This window comes from Runella sp. (assembly GCF_965279615.1).
Classification (GTDB): domain Bacteria; phylum Bacteroidota; class Bacteroidia; order Cytophagales; family Spirosomataceae; genus Runella.
Map to the genome: position 1 here is coordinate 1,367,062 of NZ_OZ257252.1, position 20,320 is coordinate 1,387,381.

Sequence of the window (20,320 nt, forward strand, 5' to 3'; positions counted from 1 at the left end):
CGGGTAATTTTTTAGTTAAGCATAAAAAACTAACTTTCCCTCACTTTTTCGCCCTCATTTATTTTTATGCACATAGACAACGTACACGATAAGTTTTTCAAAGACAGCTTTTCTCGAAAACAATTGGTGGAAGGCTTGATTCAGGAGCTTTTCCCCAAAGAATTGGGTCAAAAAATAGACTTGGTAAGTTTAGAGTTAAGCAACAACTCTTACACGGACGAAAAATTGGAAGAACACTTTGCCGATATTGTTTACCAGTGTACGTACCAAGATTCTCAAAAAATACGCATTGCGTTGCTTTTTGAGCACAAAAGTTATCAGGAAAAATACCCTCATTTTCAATTATTACGCTATTTACTCAATGCGTGGGAACAAGACAGTAAAGAGAAAAAAGAGCCTACCCTTACTATACCCATTGTGATTTATCACGGCAAAAACCGTTGGAAATACCAATCTCTACCGCAGTATTTCAAAGGATCAGATGCTGAACTCCGTCGTTTTTTACCCGATTTTGAGTATTTACTCTTTGACATTTCGCAGTTTTCAGACCAACAAATCGCGGGATTCTCCAACAAATTTCTGGCCCTCTCGTGGATATTGCTCAAAAACAGTCGAACCAAATCCTACTTGCTCGGCATTGCCCGGGCTTTTACCGAACTAATCCAAGCCATTGAATCCACGGGCGATATGAGTTATATCCGAAGCGTATTTCTGTATGTACTTTCAACCACCGAGAACTTGGCAAAGCCAAAAATCGTTGATATATTTCGAAACATTTCAATTCAAACAAACAGCATTACCATGACTATCGCAGAAGCCATGAAGCTTGAAGGCAAAATTCAGGGCAAAATCGAAGGTAAAATTGAAGGCAAAATTGAAGGCAAAATTGAAGGCAAAATTGAAGGTAAAGAAGAAGCAACCGTCTTGTTTGTGCAGAAATTAGTAAAAATCGGGATGGACGCCGCTACTATTGCCCAAACCTTTGAATTGCCCCAAACCAAAGTCGAAGAAATCATTGCTAAAATGTAGCGTAACTCCCATGACTATCGCAGAAGCCATGAAGCTTGAAGGCAAAATTCAGGGCAAAATCGAAGGTAAAATTGAAGGCAAGATTGAAGGTAAAGAAGAAGCAACCATCTTGTTTGTGCAGAAATTAGTAAAAGTCGGGATGGATGCTGCTACCATTGCCCAAACCTTTGAATTGCCCCAAACCAAAGTAGAAGAAATTATTGCTGAAATGTAGCCTTCGGCAATAGTAAAAGGAGGTGAGTAGCTAAACTTTCAGGAAAATAAGCGTAAGCGGCGTGCTTATTTTCCTGAAAACTAAAAAATCAATCTACGCTTCTGTGCTTTCGGTCAGTGAAGGAGTACTTGCAGTAGCCGGTTTTTCAGCTTTTGGTGCTTTCTTTTCCTTCTTTTTGGCTTTTTTACCGGCCTTTTCCGCTTTGACTTTCGGCGTTTTTTCCTGAGCTTCTTTTTCCTTTGCTTTTTCTTCCTTCAGCTTTATTTTCACAATTTTCTTAGCAAGTTTTTCGGAGCTTTTGTTGACTGCTTTTTTAACCTTTTTGGAAGCAGTGTCTCCTACAATTACGCCTGCAATTTTTTGAGCAATTTCATTTGCTTCGGCCTTTATTTTCGATTTCATTTTGAGGTGGAAAATGTTAGTGATATTTAAATAAAAAAATCTACAAATACATAACTAAAATTTCGTTAAAACAAAAGAATGATATTATGTTTATGTTATCTTTTGTTACATTCTTATCCCACAAAAGCACTTTCCAATTAGCGAACAACCCAAAGTTTATGCGTTATTCTCTTGCCGGAAGCATCATTTATTACTATAAAATAAGTCCCTGTAGCTAAATTTTCTACACTTATTTCTGCTTGGGCGGCATTAATCATAAGAGCTTGTTGAAAAATTTGTTGCCCTATTGAATTATATACTGAAAGCCGAGTGCCAAATTGAAATGGAACCTCCGAAACAACCGTAACATGGGTTGAAGCAGGATTTGGATAGATGTATTGACGGTTACTGAACGATGCAGGCTCTACCGATAAAATGGGAGAACGCAAAGCCCAAAGTTGCTTGCCCAAGGCGCCCGCCTCTGCAATACCCACAAGACGCTTATCATCGATCACCGCATAACGCGAAGGAAAAGAGCTCTCGGCAGCAGGTTGTAAGTCATCGAGCACACGGCTGTTTTCAGGAGTTCCGTCGGTAGTCCAAGGCTCTACGCCTGCCTGTACATCAAAACTGCTTACTATCAGATAATTGTTAAAAACAACCCATCCTTCCTCACCGTTGTCTTCCACATCACGCATATACGTTAACTGAGTTGCCAACGTATCGGAGGTGTAAAGCATTATAGGAGGATAACCGGTTTTTGAAACCATAAATGCTTTACGGCCATTGAATAACAAAGGTCGTTGATTCATGACAAAATCACCTACCTTACGCACTTCTTTGGAACGGATCAGCCATGTTTGCGGGCTTGATCCATCCCATGACACATAAAGGTCCTTACCGTCCTGAAAAAAGGAAAAGGGCTTGGTATATCGATCACCTACGGGCAGTAACAGGCTTGATTCGAGAGTTTTAAGATTTATTCTTCTACAATTTTGTCCCAGAATGTATAGCTCTCCTTCATGCACAATCACTTTATCAGAATAAGCCACACTTTGTAATTCAATGATAGAAGCGTTGCGTGGATTGAGTGCAAAAGTCCGTCCATTGTCCGCCAAGATGGCGTACATATCATCAACCGTCAGTATTTCTCGCGGGATAATATCGACCGCAGCTTTCCGCAGGCTGAGCGTATTTTCATTGATGACTACTGTTTCGTAGACCCTTTTTGGCGTGACCGCAGAAGCATAGGTAGCAATAATATCGGTCTTAAGTGACTGTACACTATATGCGCCGAACAACGAACGACTTATTTCCCGGGTTCCTGCCAAGGTTCCATCGGTCACCATCAACGCAATAGTGGGCTCACCGATGCTGAAATCAAAACGGACAAAGCGATTATAAAATACCTTGTTTGCAGTACCGGCCATAGATTGCAGGGCCGGCAACCCACTGGCGTCCAGCACTGTGAATTTCCCGTCAAAATCAACCGAATACAATGTACTGTTTACTTTAATCACCACATTGTTTGGCAGTTCCCTGAAATCAATTCCCAAGTTATCATTGCCCCCAACTTTAAAATCTATGATACTTTTGCCGGTCACGTCATAGATAAAAGAAACGTGAGGATGCAGAAACATTCGGCGATTTTCGCGGACAATCACTTTCATAGGTTCTGTTCGCTGCCCCGTAAAACGCTTTAATTCTCTCGTTCCTTCAAGGGTTCCGTCGGTTATCCAAACGGCATGTTCATTTGAACCGATTTGAGTTTGCAGGTATAAATTGGCACCATCCTGATAAGTTGACACTATTTTCGAAGCCGAAACGCTCGGAATATCTTTTAATTTGACCGTTCCACCAATGGTTCCGTCAGTAATCCAAAGGGACGTTGAGGCAGGCAAGGTGGCTTCGTCTCGGGTCAGAAAAAATACCTTTTTCCCAACACGTATCAGTTCAAAATCATCATTTCCGGTAGTTTTGATGTTTTTAACCAAATTTGCTTTAAGCGTTGCAAAATCTGTTTTGTACAACTCTGTATCGCCACCGGCGGCCAAACGGCCCGAATGAAAAATACCGCTCGGCAGAAGCCCGAAATTGGCAGGAGCAACCGAAACGTCCATCAACTTACTTTCCAAGGTATTAAACCATTTCGGAGGAACACTATTGGTTTCATCTGCGATCAAAATCAGCTGATCCAGCTTTTTCAGCGTCAAACTTGTGTAGTCATCTGCGTTCCTGACACCGCCAATCTCTTTGGTTTCCGCCCGATCAAAATCGTGAAAGAAGAAGGTATTCTTTCGGGAAACACCGTAAAATTTAGCATCGATCCATAAAAAATTACTTAGAATAAATGGAATGGTCGCTTTGCTGATCTCACGAAAATTTTTCCCATCCGTACTTTCCAACAACCGAACAGAAGGAGCACCATCATTTATATGCTGAAGGATTTGCAGTTTATCGTCTTTGACCCTTATATCAATTACTCCGTTAAGGATTAGCGAAGGGTTAGGGTTGGAAAAGCCTCGCACATAAATTAATTCGGCAGAAGCCGCATCATTATTTTTTACTCGAACAATACGTGCTGCATTGTACTCATTGGAGTAATAATACAGGTAATCGCGCCAAACAAGTGTTTTCAATTCTGAAGAACTGCCAAAATAGCCGACGCGCACCGTTCCGGCAGCTGTTCCGTCCGTTTGGTATACCTCTCCTCTGTTATAAAAATAGACTTTGCCGTTATGAGGAAAAAAGGCCGCTCGGCCTTCCATGGATCCTAAGTCGGCCAATTGTGTACTGCCCAAGGTTGAGGGATTAAGAATCCATACTTTTTTGGTATTGTCTACGATATAAAGTTGTCCATTATACGGCATCAGCTCTGTGATAGGAAGCCTCCATTGTGTTATGCGGACAGTGCCATTAGGCGTTCCATCGCTCTGCCATACGGCACATTGGCCATCTGTCTGCTGAGACGTAAAATAAAATTTCCCCTCTGATACCGCCGTTGGGTTTACAGTGAGGTTGTCAGCATAGTAAAGCCCCGAGCCTGAACCCGGAACAATGTCTTTTAAAAGTTGCGTACCGGTTTCCGTCCCGTCCGTTACCCACCATTCATCTCCTTGTTGGTTGGTAGTGGCAATAAAGAATAATTTGTTTTCAACCCGAACGAATTTACGCGGATTGGATGAATTATTGGCCAAGTGTTTTACCGCAGTCAGTTGATTTTGAGCGCATAAGGATACGCTGACCGTCAGTAAAAAGGCAATGAATACCCGATTATTTTTCATAGCTCAGTACTTGTATATTTTTTGGGAAGCCCACCGGTAGCCATTGCTTACCGAAACAATGTACGTTCCTGTAGACAGGTGCGAAACGTCCATTTCTTCCGTTTGCTCCGTTGAAGCCAACAATTTCTCTGCAACTATCCGGCCGCTTATATCAATGATTTTAAGATACATTGCGGCTTTTTCAGCTCCTGTGATACGGACAGATAAGGTTTCCCTAACCGGGTTTGGAAATACATTTAATGAAAAAGTCGGTATCGGCATTTTTACCGCCAAAACCGGAGGCGTCACATTCCAAAGTTGCCGCCCTTGCGTGCCGACAAATGCCGAACAGGTTACGCTATTTCCCATAACCTTAAAATCTTTCGGGTTTGAACTCTGCACTCCGGTTCTTAAATCCGCCAATTGGCGAGTTCTTTCCAGGGTGCCTTCCGTGATCCAAAGTTCGTTGCCGGTGGCTTCATTTTCGGCAGCAAAAATTAACATTCCCGCAAAAGGTTGTTCGGGAACGATCCGATTGGCAGGCAATGCTTTCAATAACACCGCCTGTGTGGGCGATTCTACTATATAAATACCATTTGCCGGTCCGGTACTGTTTTTGATATATCCCTGAAAACTTTTCTTTTCAAGCAATTCGGTAAAGCGGGTTGTGACAAAGAAATTCCCGAGCTGTTGGGCCTTAACACTATCAATTTCCCATGTTTCAGGAGAAGGATCAGCATAGGATAGGTACAATTTTTTGTCCTGCGCAAACGTGCGCCCATTCTGATAAAACTTCGCAGGAAGCAACCGACTCAGCGAATCTTTGGCGGGCAGCACTTTCCAGACATTGCCCCCGATCACAAACACATCCTGCCCATTAACCACAAACCTTGAACGGGCATCAGCAGCGGCATCGCCCTTAAGCAAACGAATGCTTTTGGCGGTCACATCAAGCATGGCAACATTGAGTCTATTTGTGCCCGTTACTACGGCCAAGGCATAACTATTCCCTATTTTTTGAACGCCGCGCAACTCCGAAAACTCAAATGGCCCCATTTCCTGAACACGCTGTGCGTCAGCATCGACAAACGTCAAAAAGCTGACGATTTGTCCATTTGTATTTGCTTCTGAGCGATGAACAAAATAGGCGTCCGATGTTTTAAAAGTCGATTTTGCCGAAGGCAGTTCGATTAGTTCACGCGGTGTGTCAGTGACAGCAGCGCTGCTCATTACCCCCACTTTTCCCGAGGTTTTACGACGCAGGTAGAAAAACCTTGCGCCGATGCTCAGCGGTACGACGGTGGAATCAATGGTAAAAAGTGTTCGATTTTCAAGGTTGTTGATAGCATTATCAAAACCGACAACGGCCAGTGATTGAGTATCATACACTAAAATTTTATTCTCTGCCAACTGCGTTTTTCGATCACCACTCACATTAATTGTGCCGGCAGATTGTACCATTGTCGGTCCAGCCAAATCGACTTTATAAAACCGGGTTCCTCCAAGCCAAACTTCCAATTGCTGACCCGAGGTATAAGCCACAGGAATAAAGTCAGCATTGACAAAATTGGCCAACACAACGGTTCCGCCAGCCGTCCCATCCGTAACCCAGAAAGAACGGTTTCTATTAAGGTCTGTGTACGAAAATAAGGCTCTTTGCCCATCCGAATAGACCAATCCGGACCCTGCTCCGTTGAGAAGGGCGGTTTGTGAGGTAGTCAATACTTTTACGGGTTGGCTGCCTGTCAGTCCATCTGTTTTATAAAGCGCAATTCCCTGTCCTTCATTATCTGCAATAAAATACAATTGGTTTTTCAGCACAAACTGCGGAATTTCGTTATCGCCCGTCTGATAGAGATTGCCAAGTGCTTTTACATCGGCACCTGTCAAAGCGGACTTGTACAAATTGACATTTCCCTTGGCAGTAGTACTTCCCGAAAGCACCAGCGAATTGTTCAGTTCATTTACCTCCGAAACGTAAGAATTCATCGTCGAAACCCTGCGGGCAGAAGCATCAAACAAATACAGTTGACTGCGGGAATCGGACGAGATCAAATGATACGCCAACGAATTTGTACTCAGTTTTTTGACACTCAAATATTCAACACCACCTACACTCCATCCCACCGGGGTATTTGTGGTATCTCCTGTCGTAAGATCCAACCCAATGATCTTTGTTTGAACGGCATAATAAAGTTTGTTTTCCAACACCTGAATGCGGGACGCCACTCCTATCGGTAGCGTTTTTTCAAAGACAGTTCGCAAAGCTTGCCCATCAGACGTAGTTCGCAGCAGCACTTGGCTGCCGGATGAGTTATGCAACTGAGGATATTCAATAAGTTGAAATTCGTTGCCGACGATTCGGGAGGTCATCCCGCGAAAACGTTCGGGCGTCTGCGACGGCAAAGTAGTGACCGGAGGAATCAACACTTGAGTGGTGGCCGGCGTACCGCGCGTTTTGATCACTACTTTATCATTGTGGCTGTTGTATACATACACATCGCCTTTATACACATTGTAGAGAGGTTGGCCGATCCGAAAAAGTTGAGCAAAAAGCCTTTGCGTGCCACTCGCGCTGCCGTCTGTCCGCCAGAGCTCATATTCGCCCTGAACATTATAGGTAAAAAATAACTGGTATTCCAGCAGCACAGGCGCATCAGTGTTAAGCACATGATCAGGGAGAACAAACGTGACCGATCCGCCCGGGTTACTTACCCGTCTTTTGGTTTTGGCTGTAATATCGACGTAGTAGAGTCCGAAATTTTCTATAATATAAAACTTATCGCGTTGAAGAGTGGGCTTAAATTGCTCAATCACCCCTTCATAGGTGTATATTAGTTGCGTCCCCTCCGTGGTACCATCCGTTTGCCAAAGTTCTGATTGGTTCAATGCATTTTTGGTCAAAAAATACATCAATCCATTCGCAACCTGAATACTCTGCTCGACTTCCGGCATGAAAGAGTTATTGAGAACTCGAACCAAGTTACTCGCCGGTCCGGGAGCAATGTCCTTCAGCAGTTTTGTACCTGCATCTGTTCCGTCAGTGGTCCACCACTCAGCCCCATATTCCTGTGTATCAGCAATAAACAGCAGTTTAGCACCCAGCTTCTGAAAAGCCCTCGGATTGGAAGAAGCGCCGGTTCGGTGCTGAATGAACGAAAGTTGTTGCTGTGATTGCGAAATGAATGAGCACCCCAACAACAGAAGGCTGAATAGTATTTGTTTTATCATGGCGTAGAGAAATTACGCCGCAATATACAGCGTAATTTCTCTTATTTCTCCAACAACATCGCTCCAAAAGAGTATCCGCCACCAAAAACAGTGATCACAATTCGTTCTCCTTTTTTGAAACGCGGCCAGTTTTCGGAAAGGCCGATGGCGCAGCCGGCACAACCGGTATTTCCTAAATATTGAATATTGGAAAGAAGTTTTTCTTCCGGAAGGCCCAACGTATTCATTACGTTCATGCTGATGCGTAAATTGGCTTGGTGCGGTAATACATAATCGACATCATTTACGGTAAGGCCGCAACGCTCAAGCACCTGCAAACTCGCTTTGGGCATATAGGTACAGGCATTGATGAATACATCTCTTCCAAAAGGCATGATCACCCCCCGCTCATTGGGTCGAAGAACTACGGCTTCTGTGGCTTTTCCGCTCGTGGCGGCGCCACCCGTAACCAATGCACGGATCTCTATATCTTCGTCGCTGATACGTTCTTTTGAGATTAACATTGCCGCCGCGCCGTCTCCCCACAAATGCCCTGATACGGTATCGGTTTCGTTGTAAAATCCGGTATTATGTTCGGAAGTAATGACGAGCGCTTTTTTTGCTTTATTCATGGCAAAATATCCTTCTACCACTTCAATCGCATTAAGTAAAGATGAGCAGGCCGACGAAATGGTCACGACCGGAATATCAGGGATTTCCAGAAAATGCTGCACCGCATGGGCCAACGTTACAATCGTATCATAAGATGTGTAGGTAGCTCCTATGATCAAATCTATTTCTCTTGCCGGAATCTCAATTTTATCTAATAATGCCTTTACCGCTTCAACGCCCATGGTGTGGGAGTTTTCGGCAGAGGCCGCTTTTCGACGTAGTTGTATACCTGTACGCTGTACAATCCATTCGTCCGAGAGGCCGTTGAGCTTGGTAAAATGTTCGTTGTCAACAACTTGCTCGGGCAGGTAGTGACCAACTTGATGGAGAAACATACTGTGGTTGGTTTAAACCGAAACTTTTAAAGCCGAAAGTTAAACATTTCCCAGAAATCATATCACACTATATTAAAATCTTACAATAAAGTCATTATTAATTGCTATTACATTTAAGCATTTTTTGTATTCTCGGAATAAAAAAATTGGCGTGTTTACTACCAAAAAATAAAATCTATTCACATAATAACGCTTCGTTCCGGAATGTGCCGTATTTTTGCCCGATACTGAAAATTGAAGTCGATGCTTCCAACCAAGTTATTACTTGTTGTTCCCTGTTACAACGAAGAAGAAATTTTAACAAAAACCCACCGTACTCTTCAAGAATACTATACACATCTGGAAGCGGAGCACCTTATTGCTCCGGAAAGTAAGATATGTTTTGTGAATGACGGAAGCCGCGACCGTACTTGGGAACTCATCGAAACTATCTGCCAACAGGATCCCAAAAGCATTGGCATCAAATTATCCCGCAATTTTGGTCATCAAAGTGCCATTCTCGCGGGTTTAACAGAGTACACCAACGATTTCGATTGTTTTATTACCATTGACGCTGACTTACAGGACGACATCGCCGCCATCGGCAAGATGCTCGAACAACACCGCGACGGCGCGATGGTGGTCTACGGAGTGCGTGACGACCGCAGCAATGACAGTTGGTTCAAACGCACCACAGCTGAGTCATTTTATACTATGATGCGTTGGATGGGTGTGCCGGTGGTGTTCAATCATGCTGATTTCAGGCTGATGGATCGTCGTATATTGGAAGAATTTGCGCACTTCAAGGAAGTAAATCTCTTTTTAAGGGGTATTATTCCCCTGATCGGTTTTCGTTCTGAAAAAGTTTTTTACAAACGTTTGGAGCGGGAAGCGGGTGAAACGAAATATCCGCTGAAAAAAATGTTACTTTTTGCCTGGAACGGGGTCACTTCTTTCAGTACGTTTCCTATGCGGCTGGTGCTTTATTTCGGATTGTTTAATTTTTTCATTGCGATGGCCGTCACAGTATATATCGGTATTTCTTATTTGTATGGAAGTACAGTAGCCGGTTGGACATCTATTGTATTGCCAATGACCTTTTTCAGTGGAGCCAACATGATCGCCATTGGCCTGATCGGTGAATATGTCGGCAAGATATACGAAGAAGTAAAGGGGCGGCCCCGATATATCATTGAGAAAGTTGTGGAGAAGTCAAAAACCAATAAATAAAAACATTGAAACAAATAGGAACATTGCCTTGAAAGCTTTAAAGACCTCCAAGTTTCATTTACAAATAATAGTTAAATGCTCAAAACATTACAAAAACCTTTCTTTCAAGACCTTTTCAACGTCGGCTTGCTGGTTATGGTGTTGATTCCGTTGCTGGCGTTGGCGTGTTATAATCATCCGTCGCCTGTGGATGATTACTGCTATATAGATACCGTTTTTAAGTATGGCTACTTTGAAGCCATGAATTTCTATTATACCGGCTGGACAGGGCGTTATTTCGGTATTTTGCTCAATCATTCCAATCCGCTCATTCTTAAATGGCCCGGCGGGTTCAAATTGCTTTCTTTTTTATTGGTTCTGGGCTTCACCGGCAGTTTGTATGCACTGGCAAAGGAAGTTTTTTTCAAATGGTCACGTCTCGGAGCGTTGGGATTGGTGGGAGGTTTATTGTTTTTGTTCATTCTCAAAATTGCCAGTATTGCCGAAGCTTTCTATTGGATGGCGGCCTTTGTTACGTATACCGTGCCCAATACTCTTACTTTTTATTGGATCGTAGTGATGATGCGTTGGTATCAATTACCCAACGGAATGTTCAAAAATCTTACGGCCGTTTTAGCAGGTTTTTTGGTATTTGCGGTCATTGGTTGCAGTGAAACCAATCTGACCATAATGGTGCTGCTGGTGGCCGGTTGGTGGGGTTATCAATTGGTTATCAATCGCAAATGGGATTGGTTTGCGTTCTTTTTGATCGGCATTGCGGCTTTCTCGTGTTATATGTTCTTTACATCACCGGGCAATATCCTCCGCATGAGCGGCAATCCCGAAGGACGAAATATTCCCTTTTCAGCGCTCCAATCCATTAAGCAATTGGCCCGATTGAGCATTGCATGGATCACCCGTACGCCTTTGCTTGTCTTTACCATTTTATGGATCGCATTATTACCAAAGATTTTTTTAAACAGTGGAGCATCCCGCTATTTTTCCATTCCGCTTTGGGTGGCCGTTTTAGCCTATTTCGGCATCTTATTCGTTCAGATCTTTCCTTCTTACTACGGCATCGGTATTGAGCCGGCTCCCCGGGTTGTCAACTCGATCTATCTTTATTTTCTGATCGGTTGGTTTTATACCATCGCTGTATTAGTGCATTATTTTCACAAAAATGATTTTTTGGGTGCAACAAAATGGTACTTACCGCCCTCTATTAAAGGAGTACTCGCAGTACTTATTTTAGTAAGTGCTCTTTTCAGTTATAACCTCCGAATGGTGTATGGCGATTGGCTGCGCGGGCGAGCTGCAGCATACGATTTAGAGTTGAAACAACGCTACGAATACATCGAAAAAACACCCGGCGACCGAGTGTATGTGGAGCCCCTCAAAGCCCGCCCACAATCCCTGTTTTTAGAAGATGCCAACGCCAATCCTCAGCACCTATGGAGCAGATGCATGGGTGGTTATTTTGGCAAAAAAGAAATTGTACTTAAAACAAACCCTTGATGCGTCGGATTACTTTTTGGCTTATTGCTTTTTTACCCATCGGTTTGTTTTTGCTGGTCATAGCTCGATATTCACTCAATGTGCCGTGGTTCGACGATTTTGATCCGTTTCCTGATTTTCTCCGTGAATGGCAGCGAACCGACGATTTTTCTACCTATATTAAATTACTTTTCAAGCCCAACAATGAGCACCGAATGGTTTTCGGAAAACTGGCGGCGCTGAGTTATTATTGGTTGTTTGGTGAGCTGAATTTTACGTTTCTGCATTGGGCGGGCCTCTGTTTTACCTTGGGAAGTTTCGCCATTTTCATTCGAGTATTTCGCCAAAACAACATTTCGTGGCTTTATTTACTGCCTTTCCCTTTTCTGTTGTTTCAGTTGCAGTACCACATGACGGCGCTTTGGGCCATTACGGGCTTGCAACACCAGCCTGTGATCTTTTTTGTTTGCCTTACATCGTATCTGCTGGCTCAACGGCAGTTTACATGGGCTGTTTTGGCGGGGCTTTGCGCCAATTTTGCCATGAGCAACGGTATTTTTGTCTGGCCGGCCGGATTAGCAATACTGTTTTTACAAGGCAATTATCGTTTTGTAGGACTGTGGTTGGCTACAGGCATGATCGCCGTATTTTTGTATTTCTACGGAATGCAAACCCTTAACAATGAGTCCAGTTTCGGGTATTTTTTACAGCATCCTCACGAAACCTTTTTTGGCTTTTTTACATTCATCGGCGGCCTTTTCGATTTCTTTCCCGACCGCAGCACACTCGAGCGTTCCATTCTCCCAACGATCTTTGGAATGGTCATGGCCGGTTGGCTCGTTGTTGTCTTTACACGTTTGTGGAAATTATACCGAAAACCGGCCCTTACTCAAAACACGTTGCTGCTTTTTCTTATTGGCGTAGCTACATATTTACTCGCTAATGCTGCCATTATCGCTTTCCTACGGCCTCGATTCGGGTATTTTGTGATGTTGGTCAGCAACTATAAGATATATCCCGCGCTGTTTATGATGGTGAGTTATGGGTTTTATTTAGGGCTTTTCTCGCCCAAAAAACAATGGTTCAATGCCGCATTGGGACTCAGCGTCTTTGTTTGGGCGCTGAGTTTTCTCAATTATTGGCCTACCATAAGCGAGCGACGCAAGACCCTGTTGGCTTATGCTTACAATCAGGAACATAACGGTTTTGGATTGGGACTTACGCCCAATTCTCCCGCTGCGCTTTATGTAGATACGTTGATGCAATACCATGTCAAAAATGGGACGTACCACTACCCTACTCACTTGGTGCCTGCATTCCAATCCATACAAACCGACCGCAGCCTGCAAATCAAACCCATTATTACAAAACAGAAGGACGGGTTATCTATTTATACCGATGCTTATTCGTTCGATACCGGTTTTGACGCATCTTTGTACGCATTTTTACAATCCGACAAACGCACATATTTGTTTAAATTGGAGCCCAATTTCTATAAAGGCCACAATTGGCTTCGTCAATACGACGATGGCAGTTCGGTATTGATCCCTTACGCAACGGTTATTCCGGGCCCGTACAATCTTGGTTTTGTTTACGTAAAACACGGTCAAGCCAAAGCGACTGTTTCTCAAGCCATCAAATGGCAATAGACCGGTAGCTGATTACTGTTGAACGTTTATTGTTAAAAAAACACTTTGCTTTGGAAAAGCCTCAAATTTCAATTATTGCCCCGTTATACAACGAAACCGAATCCTTTCCGCACTTGGTTGAGCGACTCAACAAGCTGATGGACAGCCTTTCGCTTACGATTGAAGTGGTGTTGGTTGATGACGGAAGCCGCGACAATACGGCCATTCTCATGCGTCAATTGGCGTTTTTGGACAAACGCTACCATTGTGTTTTTCTGTCGCGCAATCATGGGCACCAATTGGCTCTTACGGCGGGCTTAGCCGCAGCAAGAGGTACTGAAGCAGTATTTGTCATTGACGGCGATCTCCAAGATCCACCCGAATTACTTCCTGATTTTTATAAACTTTTTCAGGAAGGTTACGATGTAGTGTATGCCGTTCGTCGTAAACGCAAAGAGAATTTTTTCAAAAGAACCGGCTATTTCCTGTTTTACCGCTTATTGAAATCCATTTCGTACGTAGAAATTCCGCTCGACAGCGGCGACTTTTCCCTCATCAGTCGGCGCGTGGTCGACGTCATGAATCAAATGCCGGAAGAAAGCCGCTTTTTACGCGGTATGCGCACCTGGGTAGGTTTCAAACAAACAGGATTTGAGTACGAACGCAGCGAACGTATAGCAGGAGAATCGAAGTACTCGTTCAAACAGCTATTTAATCTGGCCTACAACGGGATCTTCAATTTTAGCGAATTCCCCATCAAGTTTATGACGCGCTCCGGAGGAATTGCCATTCTGCTCGCTTTAATTTATTTTGTCATCGTTTTGGTCAAGAAGTTTTTCTATGCCGGAATCATCGAAGGGTTTACGGCGCTGCTTTTTGTGATTATCTTATTCAGCGGCGTGCAGTTAATTGCGCTTGGCATCATTGGCGAATACGTTTTACGAATCTTTTTTCAATCCAAAAATCGGCCGTTATTTATCATCAAAGAGCAGATCGTGGAAGGGAAAGTGGAAAAACCGCAAAACCGTCAAACTGAGAAACCGCAAAACTGAAAAAGGGTAAAAAATGCTATTTAATTCTGTCCAATTTCTGATCTTTTTTATTGTCGTTACGTTGGCTTATTTCAGCCTTCGGTGGAATCTGCGTTGGTTACTGTTATTGTTGGCAAGCTGCTATTTCTACTTAGTATTCAAGCCGATCTACATTCTCATCCTTTTTGCCACGATTGTCATTGACTATTTTGCCGGGATATGGATCGCTTCTGCCACAGGAACGCGTCGCAAATGGCTTTTGGTAGTAAGTATTGTGACCAACGTAGGTATTTTGGCCGTTTTTAAATACTTTGATTTTTTTGCCGAAACCTTTAACTCATTTAGTTGGAAAATGGGGATTGCCTGGAGCATGCCCATTCTGAAACATCTGAATCCTGATTTGATTCTCCCCATTGGTTTGTCATTCCACACGTTTCAGGCCATGAGTTATACCATTGAAGTGTATCGAGGCAATCAAAAGGCAGAAAGACACTTCGGTATTTATGCATTGTACGTCATGTTTTATCCGCAATTGGTGGCAGGGCCCATCGAACGCCCCCAAAATGTACTGCACCAATTCCACGAAAATCATCCATACGATTGGGAAAACGTGAAAGCCGGGCTTACGCGCATGGCGTTCGGTTTTTTCAAAAAAGTGGTCATTGCCGACCGCCTTGCACTGATGCAGGGACCGGCTTACCTCGACCCCGTTCATCACAACGGGTTGACGCTGCTGGTCGCAACATTTTTCTATACCTTTCGAATCTATTGCGACTTTTCGGGGTATTCCGACATTGCCTTGGGGGCATCACAGGTGATGGGCTTCAAACTCATGGAAAACTTCAAAACACCCTATGTTTCCAAATCCATCTCTGAGTTTTGGGGGCGTTGGCACCTATCGCTCTCTACGTGGTTTCGGGATTATCTTTACATTCCATTGGGTGGAAATCGTGTGGGCGAAGGACGTGCTTACTTCAACCGTTTTACGGTATTTCTGGTCAGCGGACTCTGGCACGGCGCCAGTTGGAATTTCATTATTTGGGGCGGATTACACGGATTTTACCTCGTATTGGCCTCTATTCGCGACAAATACCTGAAACGTTGGAATATCTCATTGCCCACAGGAGCGTGGTACGGCTACCTGCAAACTGCTGTCACGTTTGTATTAGTGATGCTGACGTGGGTATTTTTTGCCGTGGGTGACAATCCCAAAATGACCATTGGCGAAGAAGTTCGCAGTTCGTTTCTGATCTTAAAAAAGATCGCAACGCTGTCGATCCACTCTCCTATCCAATCTGCGCTGAACTCCGTTGAGATGATACTGTGTGTGGTTTTAATTGGTCTGTTACTCCTCAAAGAGCATTATGTCCTGACTATCCCCACACGCAAAAACGCCACATTTTGGAGCGTTTTTATTGCCTTAACTATTCTTACTTATTTCTTTGGGGTATTTGAATCCAATCAATTTATCTATTTTCAGTTTTAGAGATTCGTAACATAACGTCGGCGAGGTTTAAAACCTCGCCGACGTTGTTTTTACAATTGCCCTGCCAAAATCGCAATGCCTTCCGAAAAACTGCGAGGCTCGTACCCCAACACTGTATTCGATTTATCCAACACGAATCCCGTTCGTGCCGGGCGTTTGGCAGGTTGTGAGAAGGTAGAAGAATCCGCTTGAGCAATCAATGATTTATCCAGTCCAAAATAATCGGCAGTCAGAATGGCCATTTCGTAGGGGGTCAGGAAATCTTTCCCTGAAATATTGAAAATGCCCGACGCTTCCTGATCCGCGATCAGAAAACAACCGATAGCCAAGTCTTCGGCCAAGGTCGGGGTACGCCATTGATCGGTAACGACTTTGATATTCTTCTTTTCTTCCAACGATTTTTTTACCCAAAGAATAATGTTGGAGCGTGACATATCGTAGGCAATTCCATACACTAACACCGTGCGTGCGATAGCCCAACGAATACCCGAATGCTGAACAGTTTTCTCGGCGGCGTATTTACTCCATCCGTAAAAACTCAGCGGATTGGCTTCTCCCTCTTCCGTATATGGCCCCGCAGCACCGTCAAAAATGAAGTCAGTAGAGACATGACAGAGGAAAATATCATGCTTTCGGCACGCATCCACGATGTATTGGACAGCATGCACATTTTGCGCCCAGCAGTTATCTTTTTCAAATTCGCACTGATCCACGTTTGTCATGGCTGCTCCGTGAATGACAACATCGGGTTTTGTTTTTTCAATGATCTCATCCACTTCTTCCCGTTTGGTAATGTCCATCGAATAGTACTCATATCCTTCCGTAAAAGGCAGACGATTGGCCCCGCGAGCAGTGGCAATGCATTGAATATCGGGTTGTTTTAAAAGAAGTTCAACTAATTTCTGCCCCAGCAGACCATTGGAACCTGTAATGAGAATTTTTTTCATAACCGTAAAAGTAATAGTCCTATAAACACAAAGAACGCATAGAAGTTGAAATTTTCTATGCGTTCTTTATAATTATGTGGTTACTTCTATCGGAAATTACGAAGCGTATACGTGAAGGTAAGCATATAGTACCGCTGCAATACCCGTGTTTGAAGATCTTCGATGTAAGTTTCCGTAACGGTACGGCTAATACTGTTGTTTTGACCAAGCACATCAAACGTACTCAACTTCAATTCTCCTGCCTGTTTTTTCAGGAATTTATACCCGACGGCCGCATTCCAAAGCGTAAAATTGAGGTTAAAATCCTGTCCTAATCCCGTATAGAACGTATGATTAAGGTTAGTATTCAGGAAGAACCCTGCCTTGGTCAACCAGTTCAATCTTACGTTGCTGTTTTGATAATAATAGGTTCCATTCAACGCAGGTTGCAATGTATTGGTGACCGTATTATAATTACCATTTACTGACACCGTAAAATCCAGCTCCTCGCTTATGTTACTGCTCAACACCAATCCACCCGTGATAGAGTGCGTATTGGAAGTATTTTGTACATTGTTGATCAACCCCATTGTACGGGTATAGCCCGTTCCTAAGTTAAAATTAAGGTTGCTTTTAAGCGATTGAACGGGCAAGCCGTAGGTGATAAATGAACGTACATTCCAGTTTCCGTTCACGTTAACGGGCTGACTGAATTGCGAACCGCGATTGAGCGGAAAGCCTCCCACGGTCGTATCTCTTGTTGCAATGTAAGTGGCAGTGCTGATATTATCCTGCGTAAAAGACCCGTTCAGGTTAATAAAGAAACTGCGGGCGTTTTTGGCATTCGTAAATCCGTACCGAATCGCCATGTTATGATTGTACTCCTGTTTAAGGTTGGGGTTACCTGTTTTCAGGAATAACGGGTTGGAGTTATCAACAACGTTCTGTAACTGACTGATAGAAGGCGCATTGGTAGAAGTACGGTAATTGACCCGTAAGCTTTTTCCGTCACTTCCGCGGTACATGATCATGGCCGACGGCAAAATATTGTTGAACGTCCGGTCGATCTTAAACTCCAAAGGATAGTTTTGTTTACCGCTCAATTGTGCATTTTGGTAGTTAACCTCAGCCGTTACCATCGTTTTTTTGATGCGCAAACGATAACTTCCGCCGATCCGGTTGGTGATGTACGTATTGTCAAATTCGTTCGACAAACGCAGATCCGGCGTACTGTATTCGCTGGTACTTTGGTTGTAATTGTAGGTCTTACGATCCGAGTAATTTTTGGTATAGGAAGGCGTGTAGTTCAACTGTAACTGTCCTCCTCTGCCGACATTTTCGGTCAATGAGATATTGCTTGAAACCGTATATCCGTTTGCTTTCGTATCGGTACGTTGATCGGTGATCTGCAATGAATCGGCAGTTTTACGGGTATAATAATTCACAATTGAATTCAGCGAAGACTCTCCGGTACGGTCATTCGTCGAGGTTGTCAATCCTACCGAAAGTGTCCGGCCGATCTTTCCGAAGCGGTGCCGCCACAGAATGGTATTGCCAAAGTTATTTCCGTTGTTTGTCGACGTTTTTTGCGTTTGGGTTTGGCTGATCGCAGCGGCATTGATGCTGTTTGCCCCTAATAAACTACTGTAAGCGGTATTGCCCTGAAAACTGATGCGCGGCGTAATGATGATCGAGTTCTTGGTATTAAGAGTATATTCAAGACGCGCATTCAAGCGGTGGTTCGTGTTGTTATTGGATGAAAAATAATCTTCATTATATAATTGTCCGGGGCCTTGCGTTGTGAAGAATGTCCGGGCCAATTCGCTTTGGTTATTGTTGTTGGCATCGTTGAAAAAATAACTTCCCGACACTTTCCATTTCTTGCCCCAGTTGTCTGAATAATTCAAACCTAACGCGTGGGTCTTATTGATCCCTCCCTGCTGACCCGATAAAAAATTGCCGCTGGCATTTCCTCCGCCAAAATTGCCGCCACCGCCGCCGGTATTACCACCGCCACCGCGATTTCCGCCGCCACCGGCACCACCGCCACGGTTGCCACCACCCGGAGCACCGCTGCCCGAACTACCCAAGACGCCCAATAGGTCTTCACTGGCAAAGTTTTGTTGGTTGACGTTATTAGACATCCCAATCAACGAAATACGGGTATCTTTTTTGAAATAGTTGGTGCTTCCTCCCACCATGTAGCGGCCGTCGGTACCATACCCTGCGTAAATTTTTCCGAACTGTCCATTGTTTCGGTCTGAACGCGTTACGATATTGATGGTTTTGGTGGTTTGCCCATCGTCAAAACCCGTAAACTGAGCCTGATCGCTAAGGCGATCAAACACTTGAATCTTATCAATGACTTCTGCCGGCAAATTTTTCAGGGCAAGGGTAGCGTCATCTCCAAAAAATTCGCGGCCGTCGACCGTCACTTTTTGTACATTTTCTCCCTGCGCTTTTACCTGCCCGTTCTCAATGGTGATATTGGGCATTTTTTCGATCAGATCCTGTGCGTTGGCATCGCGGTTGGTTTTGAAGGCGCTTGCATTGTAAACAGTGGTATCGCCCTTTTGTACAACGCGTTCGGCCACTCCTTTTATCACTACATCTTTAAGAAGCTGTGCATCCGTTTTCAGCGAAATAATTCCCAAATCAGGGCTCACACGGCGAAAATTGATACGTTGGTTGTAAGTAATATATCCCAGAAAAGACGCGATCATACGATAATTATCTTTGGGAACACTTCTGAATACAAAAACGCCGGCAGTATCAGCCACCACCCCAAAGCGTTTCGTAGAATCGGTGCTGTTGATCAATATCACATTGGCACCGATCAAGGGTGATTTGTCATTAGCATCCACCAAACGCCCTTTCACTTCTACAGTACCGGCTGCGTTGGATACGGCTGTGCCGTTTTGTACTCTTCCCGGTCCGGTCGCTACGGGTGCAGTGGGGCTTTTTTCCGTCGCACTTTGGACTAACGTATCTTTAGCCACACCGGCATTACCGATTACCCTATCAGTCACGGACTTAAGCGTTGTATCATTTTTAGGTGCTTCATTTTTCAACACCGGCTCATCAAATTTTAATTGTATTTTTCCTAGATCAACACTGATACTATCTGCGCTGATCTGTTGAGCGAGAGAAAGATAACCTTTCAGTGAAGCAATCAAACGATATGCTCCTTTTGGAATATTTTTAAGTGCAAAACCTCCCAAAGAATCGGCTACTGCGCCAAACTTTTTTGTGGAGTCGGCAGTACTGACAAGTGAAACAGTGGCCCCGATCAGAGGTGATTGGGTAGCTTGGTCAACCACGCGCCCTTTTATTTCCACTTCCTGAGCAAGTAGTTGGCGGGTTACTAAAAAAAGCAACAGAACGAATGTACGGCGAATGTATTGCATGGTGTGCTGTGTTGGGTTTGACCTTTAGAGTAATAAAGTAGCAGAAAGTTTAGCCG

13 protein-coding genes are annotated in these 20,320 nt (G+C 43.9%); 7 read left to right on the forward strand and 6 right to left on the reverse strand.

Annotated features, from left to right (window positions below; genetic code table 11):
- Positions 1-66 precede the first annotated feature (66 nt).
- Together ACQY73_RS06105 and ACQY73_RS06110 are read left to right on the forward strand one after the other, a co-directional pair.
- Positions 67-1,029: an Rpn family recombination-promoting nuclease/putative transposase gene (locus tag ACQY73_RS06105; protein ID WP_428662894.1), complete on the forward strand. Its 963-nt coding sequence runs from the start codon at positions 67-69 to the stop codon at positions 1,027-1,029.
- Positions 1,030-1,039: 10 nt separating this feature from the next.
- On the forward strand, positions 1,040-1,243 hold the full coding sequence (locus ACQY73_RS06110; RefSeq protein WP_428662897.1) for a hypothetical protein: 204 nt from the start codon (positions 1,040-1,042) through the stop codon (positions 1,241-1,243).
- A 93-nt stretch (positions 1,244-1,336) separates the two neighbouring features.
- Here ACQY73_RS06110 and ACQY73_RS06115 read toward each other — a convergent pair whose 3' ends face one another.
- The 4 genes from ACQY73_RS06115 to ACQY73_RS06130 all read right to left on the reverse strand — a co-directional run bounded on the left by ACQY73_RS06115 (position 1,337) and on the right by ACQY73_RS06130 (position 9,104).
- Positions 1,337-1,645 carry a hypothetical protein gene (locus tag ACQY73_RS06115; RefSeq protein WP_428662900.1) on the reverse strand — a complete coding sequence of 103 codons (309 nt, stop codon included), beginning with the start codon at positions 1,643-1,645 and terminating at the stop codon, positions 1,337-1,339.
- Positions 1,646-1,782: 137 nt separating this feature from the next.
- A complete protein-coding gene (locus ACQY73_RS06120) occupies positions 1,783-4,908 on the reverse strand; it encodes a T9SS type A sorting domain-containing protein (RefSeq protein WP_428662903.1) in 3,126 nt (1,041 codons plus the stop codon).
- Positions 4,909-4,911: 3 nt separating this feature from the next.
- Complete coding sequence (locus ACQY73_RS06125) at positions 4,912-8,118, reverse strand: T9SS type A sorting domain-containing protein (RefSeq protein WP_428662906.1); 3,207 nt, start codon at positions 8,116-8,118, stop codon at positions 4,912-4,914.
- Between the two features lie 41 nt (positions 8,119-8,159).
- The gene (locus ACQY73_RS06130) at positions 8,160-9,104 is read right to left on the reverse strand and encodes a 3-oxoacyl-ACP synthase III family protein (protein ID WP_428662909.1); all 945 of its coding nucleotides are present in this window, start codon (positions 9,102-9,104) and stop codon (positions 8,160-8,162) included.
- 243 nt (positions 9,105-9,347) lie between these two features.
- On the opposite strand from ACQY73_RS06130, the gene ACQY73_RS06135 reads away from it, so the two are divergent.
- From ACQY73_RS06135 to ACQY73_RS06155, 5 genes are all read left to right on the forward strand, one after another.
- Positions 9,348-10,313, forward strand: a complete 966-nt coding sequence (locus ACQY73_RS06135) for a glycosyltransferase family 2 protein (protein WP_428662912.1) — start codon at positions 9,348-9,350, stop codon at positions 10,311-10,313.
- 75 nt (positions 10,314-10,388) lie between these two features.
- Complete coding sequence (locus ACQY73_RS06140) at positions 10,389-11,807, forward strand: hypothetical protein (protein ID WP_428662915.1); 1,419 nt, start codon at positions 10,389-10,391, stop codon at positions 11,805-11,807.
- On the forward strand, positions 11,807-13,435 hold the full coding sequence (locus ACQY73_RS06145; protein ID WP_428662918.1) for a hypothetical protein: 1,629 nt from the start codon (positions 11,807-11,809) through the stop codon (positions 13,433-13,435). The genes ACQY73_RS06140 and ACQY73_RS06145 overlap by 1 nt, the downstream gene beginning before the upstream one ends.
- A gap of 50 nt (positions 13,436-13,485) precedes the next feature.
- Positions 13,486-14,466 carry a glycosyltransferase family 2 protein gene (locus ACQY73_RS06150; protein ID WP_428662921.1) on the forward strand — a complete coding sequence of 327 codons (981 nt, stop codon included), beginning with the start codon at positions 13,486-13,488 and terminating at the stop codon, positions 14,464-14,466.
- 13 nt (positions 14,467-14,479) lie between these two features.
- Positions 14,480-15,931: an MBOAT family O-acyltransferase gene (locus tag ACQY73_RS06155; protein ID WP_428662924.1), complete on the forward strand. Its 1,452-nt coding sequence runs from the start codon at positions 14,480-14,482 to the stop codon at positions 15,929-15,931.
- Positions 15,932-15,981: 50 nt separating this feature from the next.
- Here the strand turns inward: ACQY73_RS06155 and ACQY73_RS06160 are convergent, their stop codons facing one another.
- Positions 15,982-16,878, reverse strand: coding sequence for an SDR family oxidoreductase (locus ACQY73_RS06160; RefSeq protein ID WP_428662927.1), 897 nt, complete (start codon positions 16,876-16,878; stop codon positions 15,982-15,984).
- 86 nt (positions 16,879-16,964) lie between these two features.
- Positions 16,965-20,264 carry a TonB-dependent receptor domain-containing protein gene (locus tag ACQY73_RS06165; RefSeq protein ID WP_428662930.1) on the reverse strand — a complete coding sequence of 1,100 codons (3,300 nt, stop codon included), beginning with the start codon at positions 20,262-20,264 and terminating at the stop codon, positions 16,965-16,967.
- Positions 20,265-20,320: the final 56 nt, after the last annotated feature.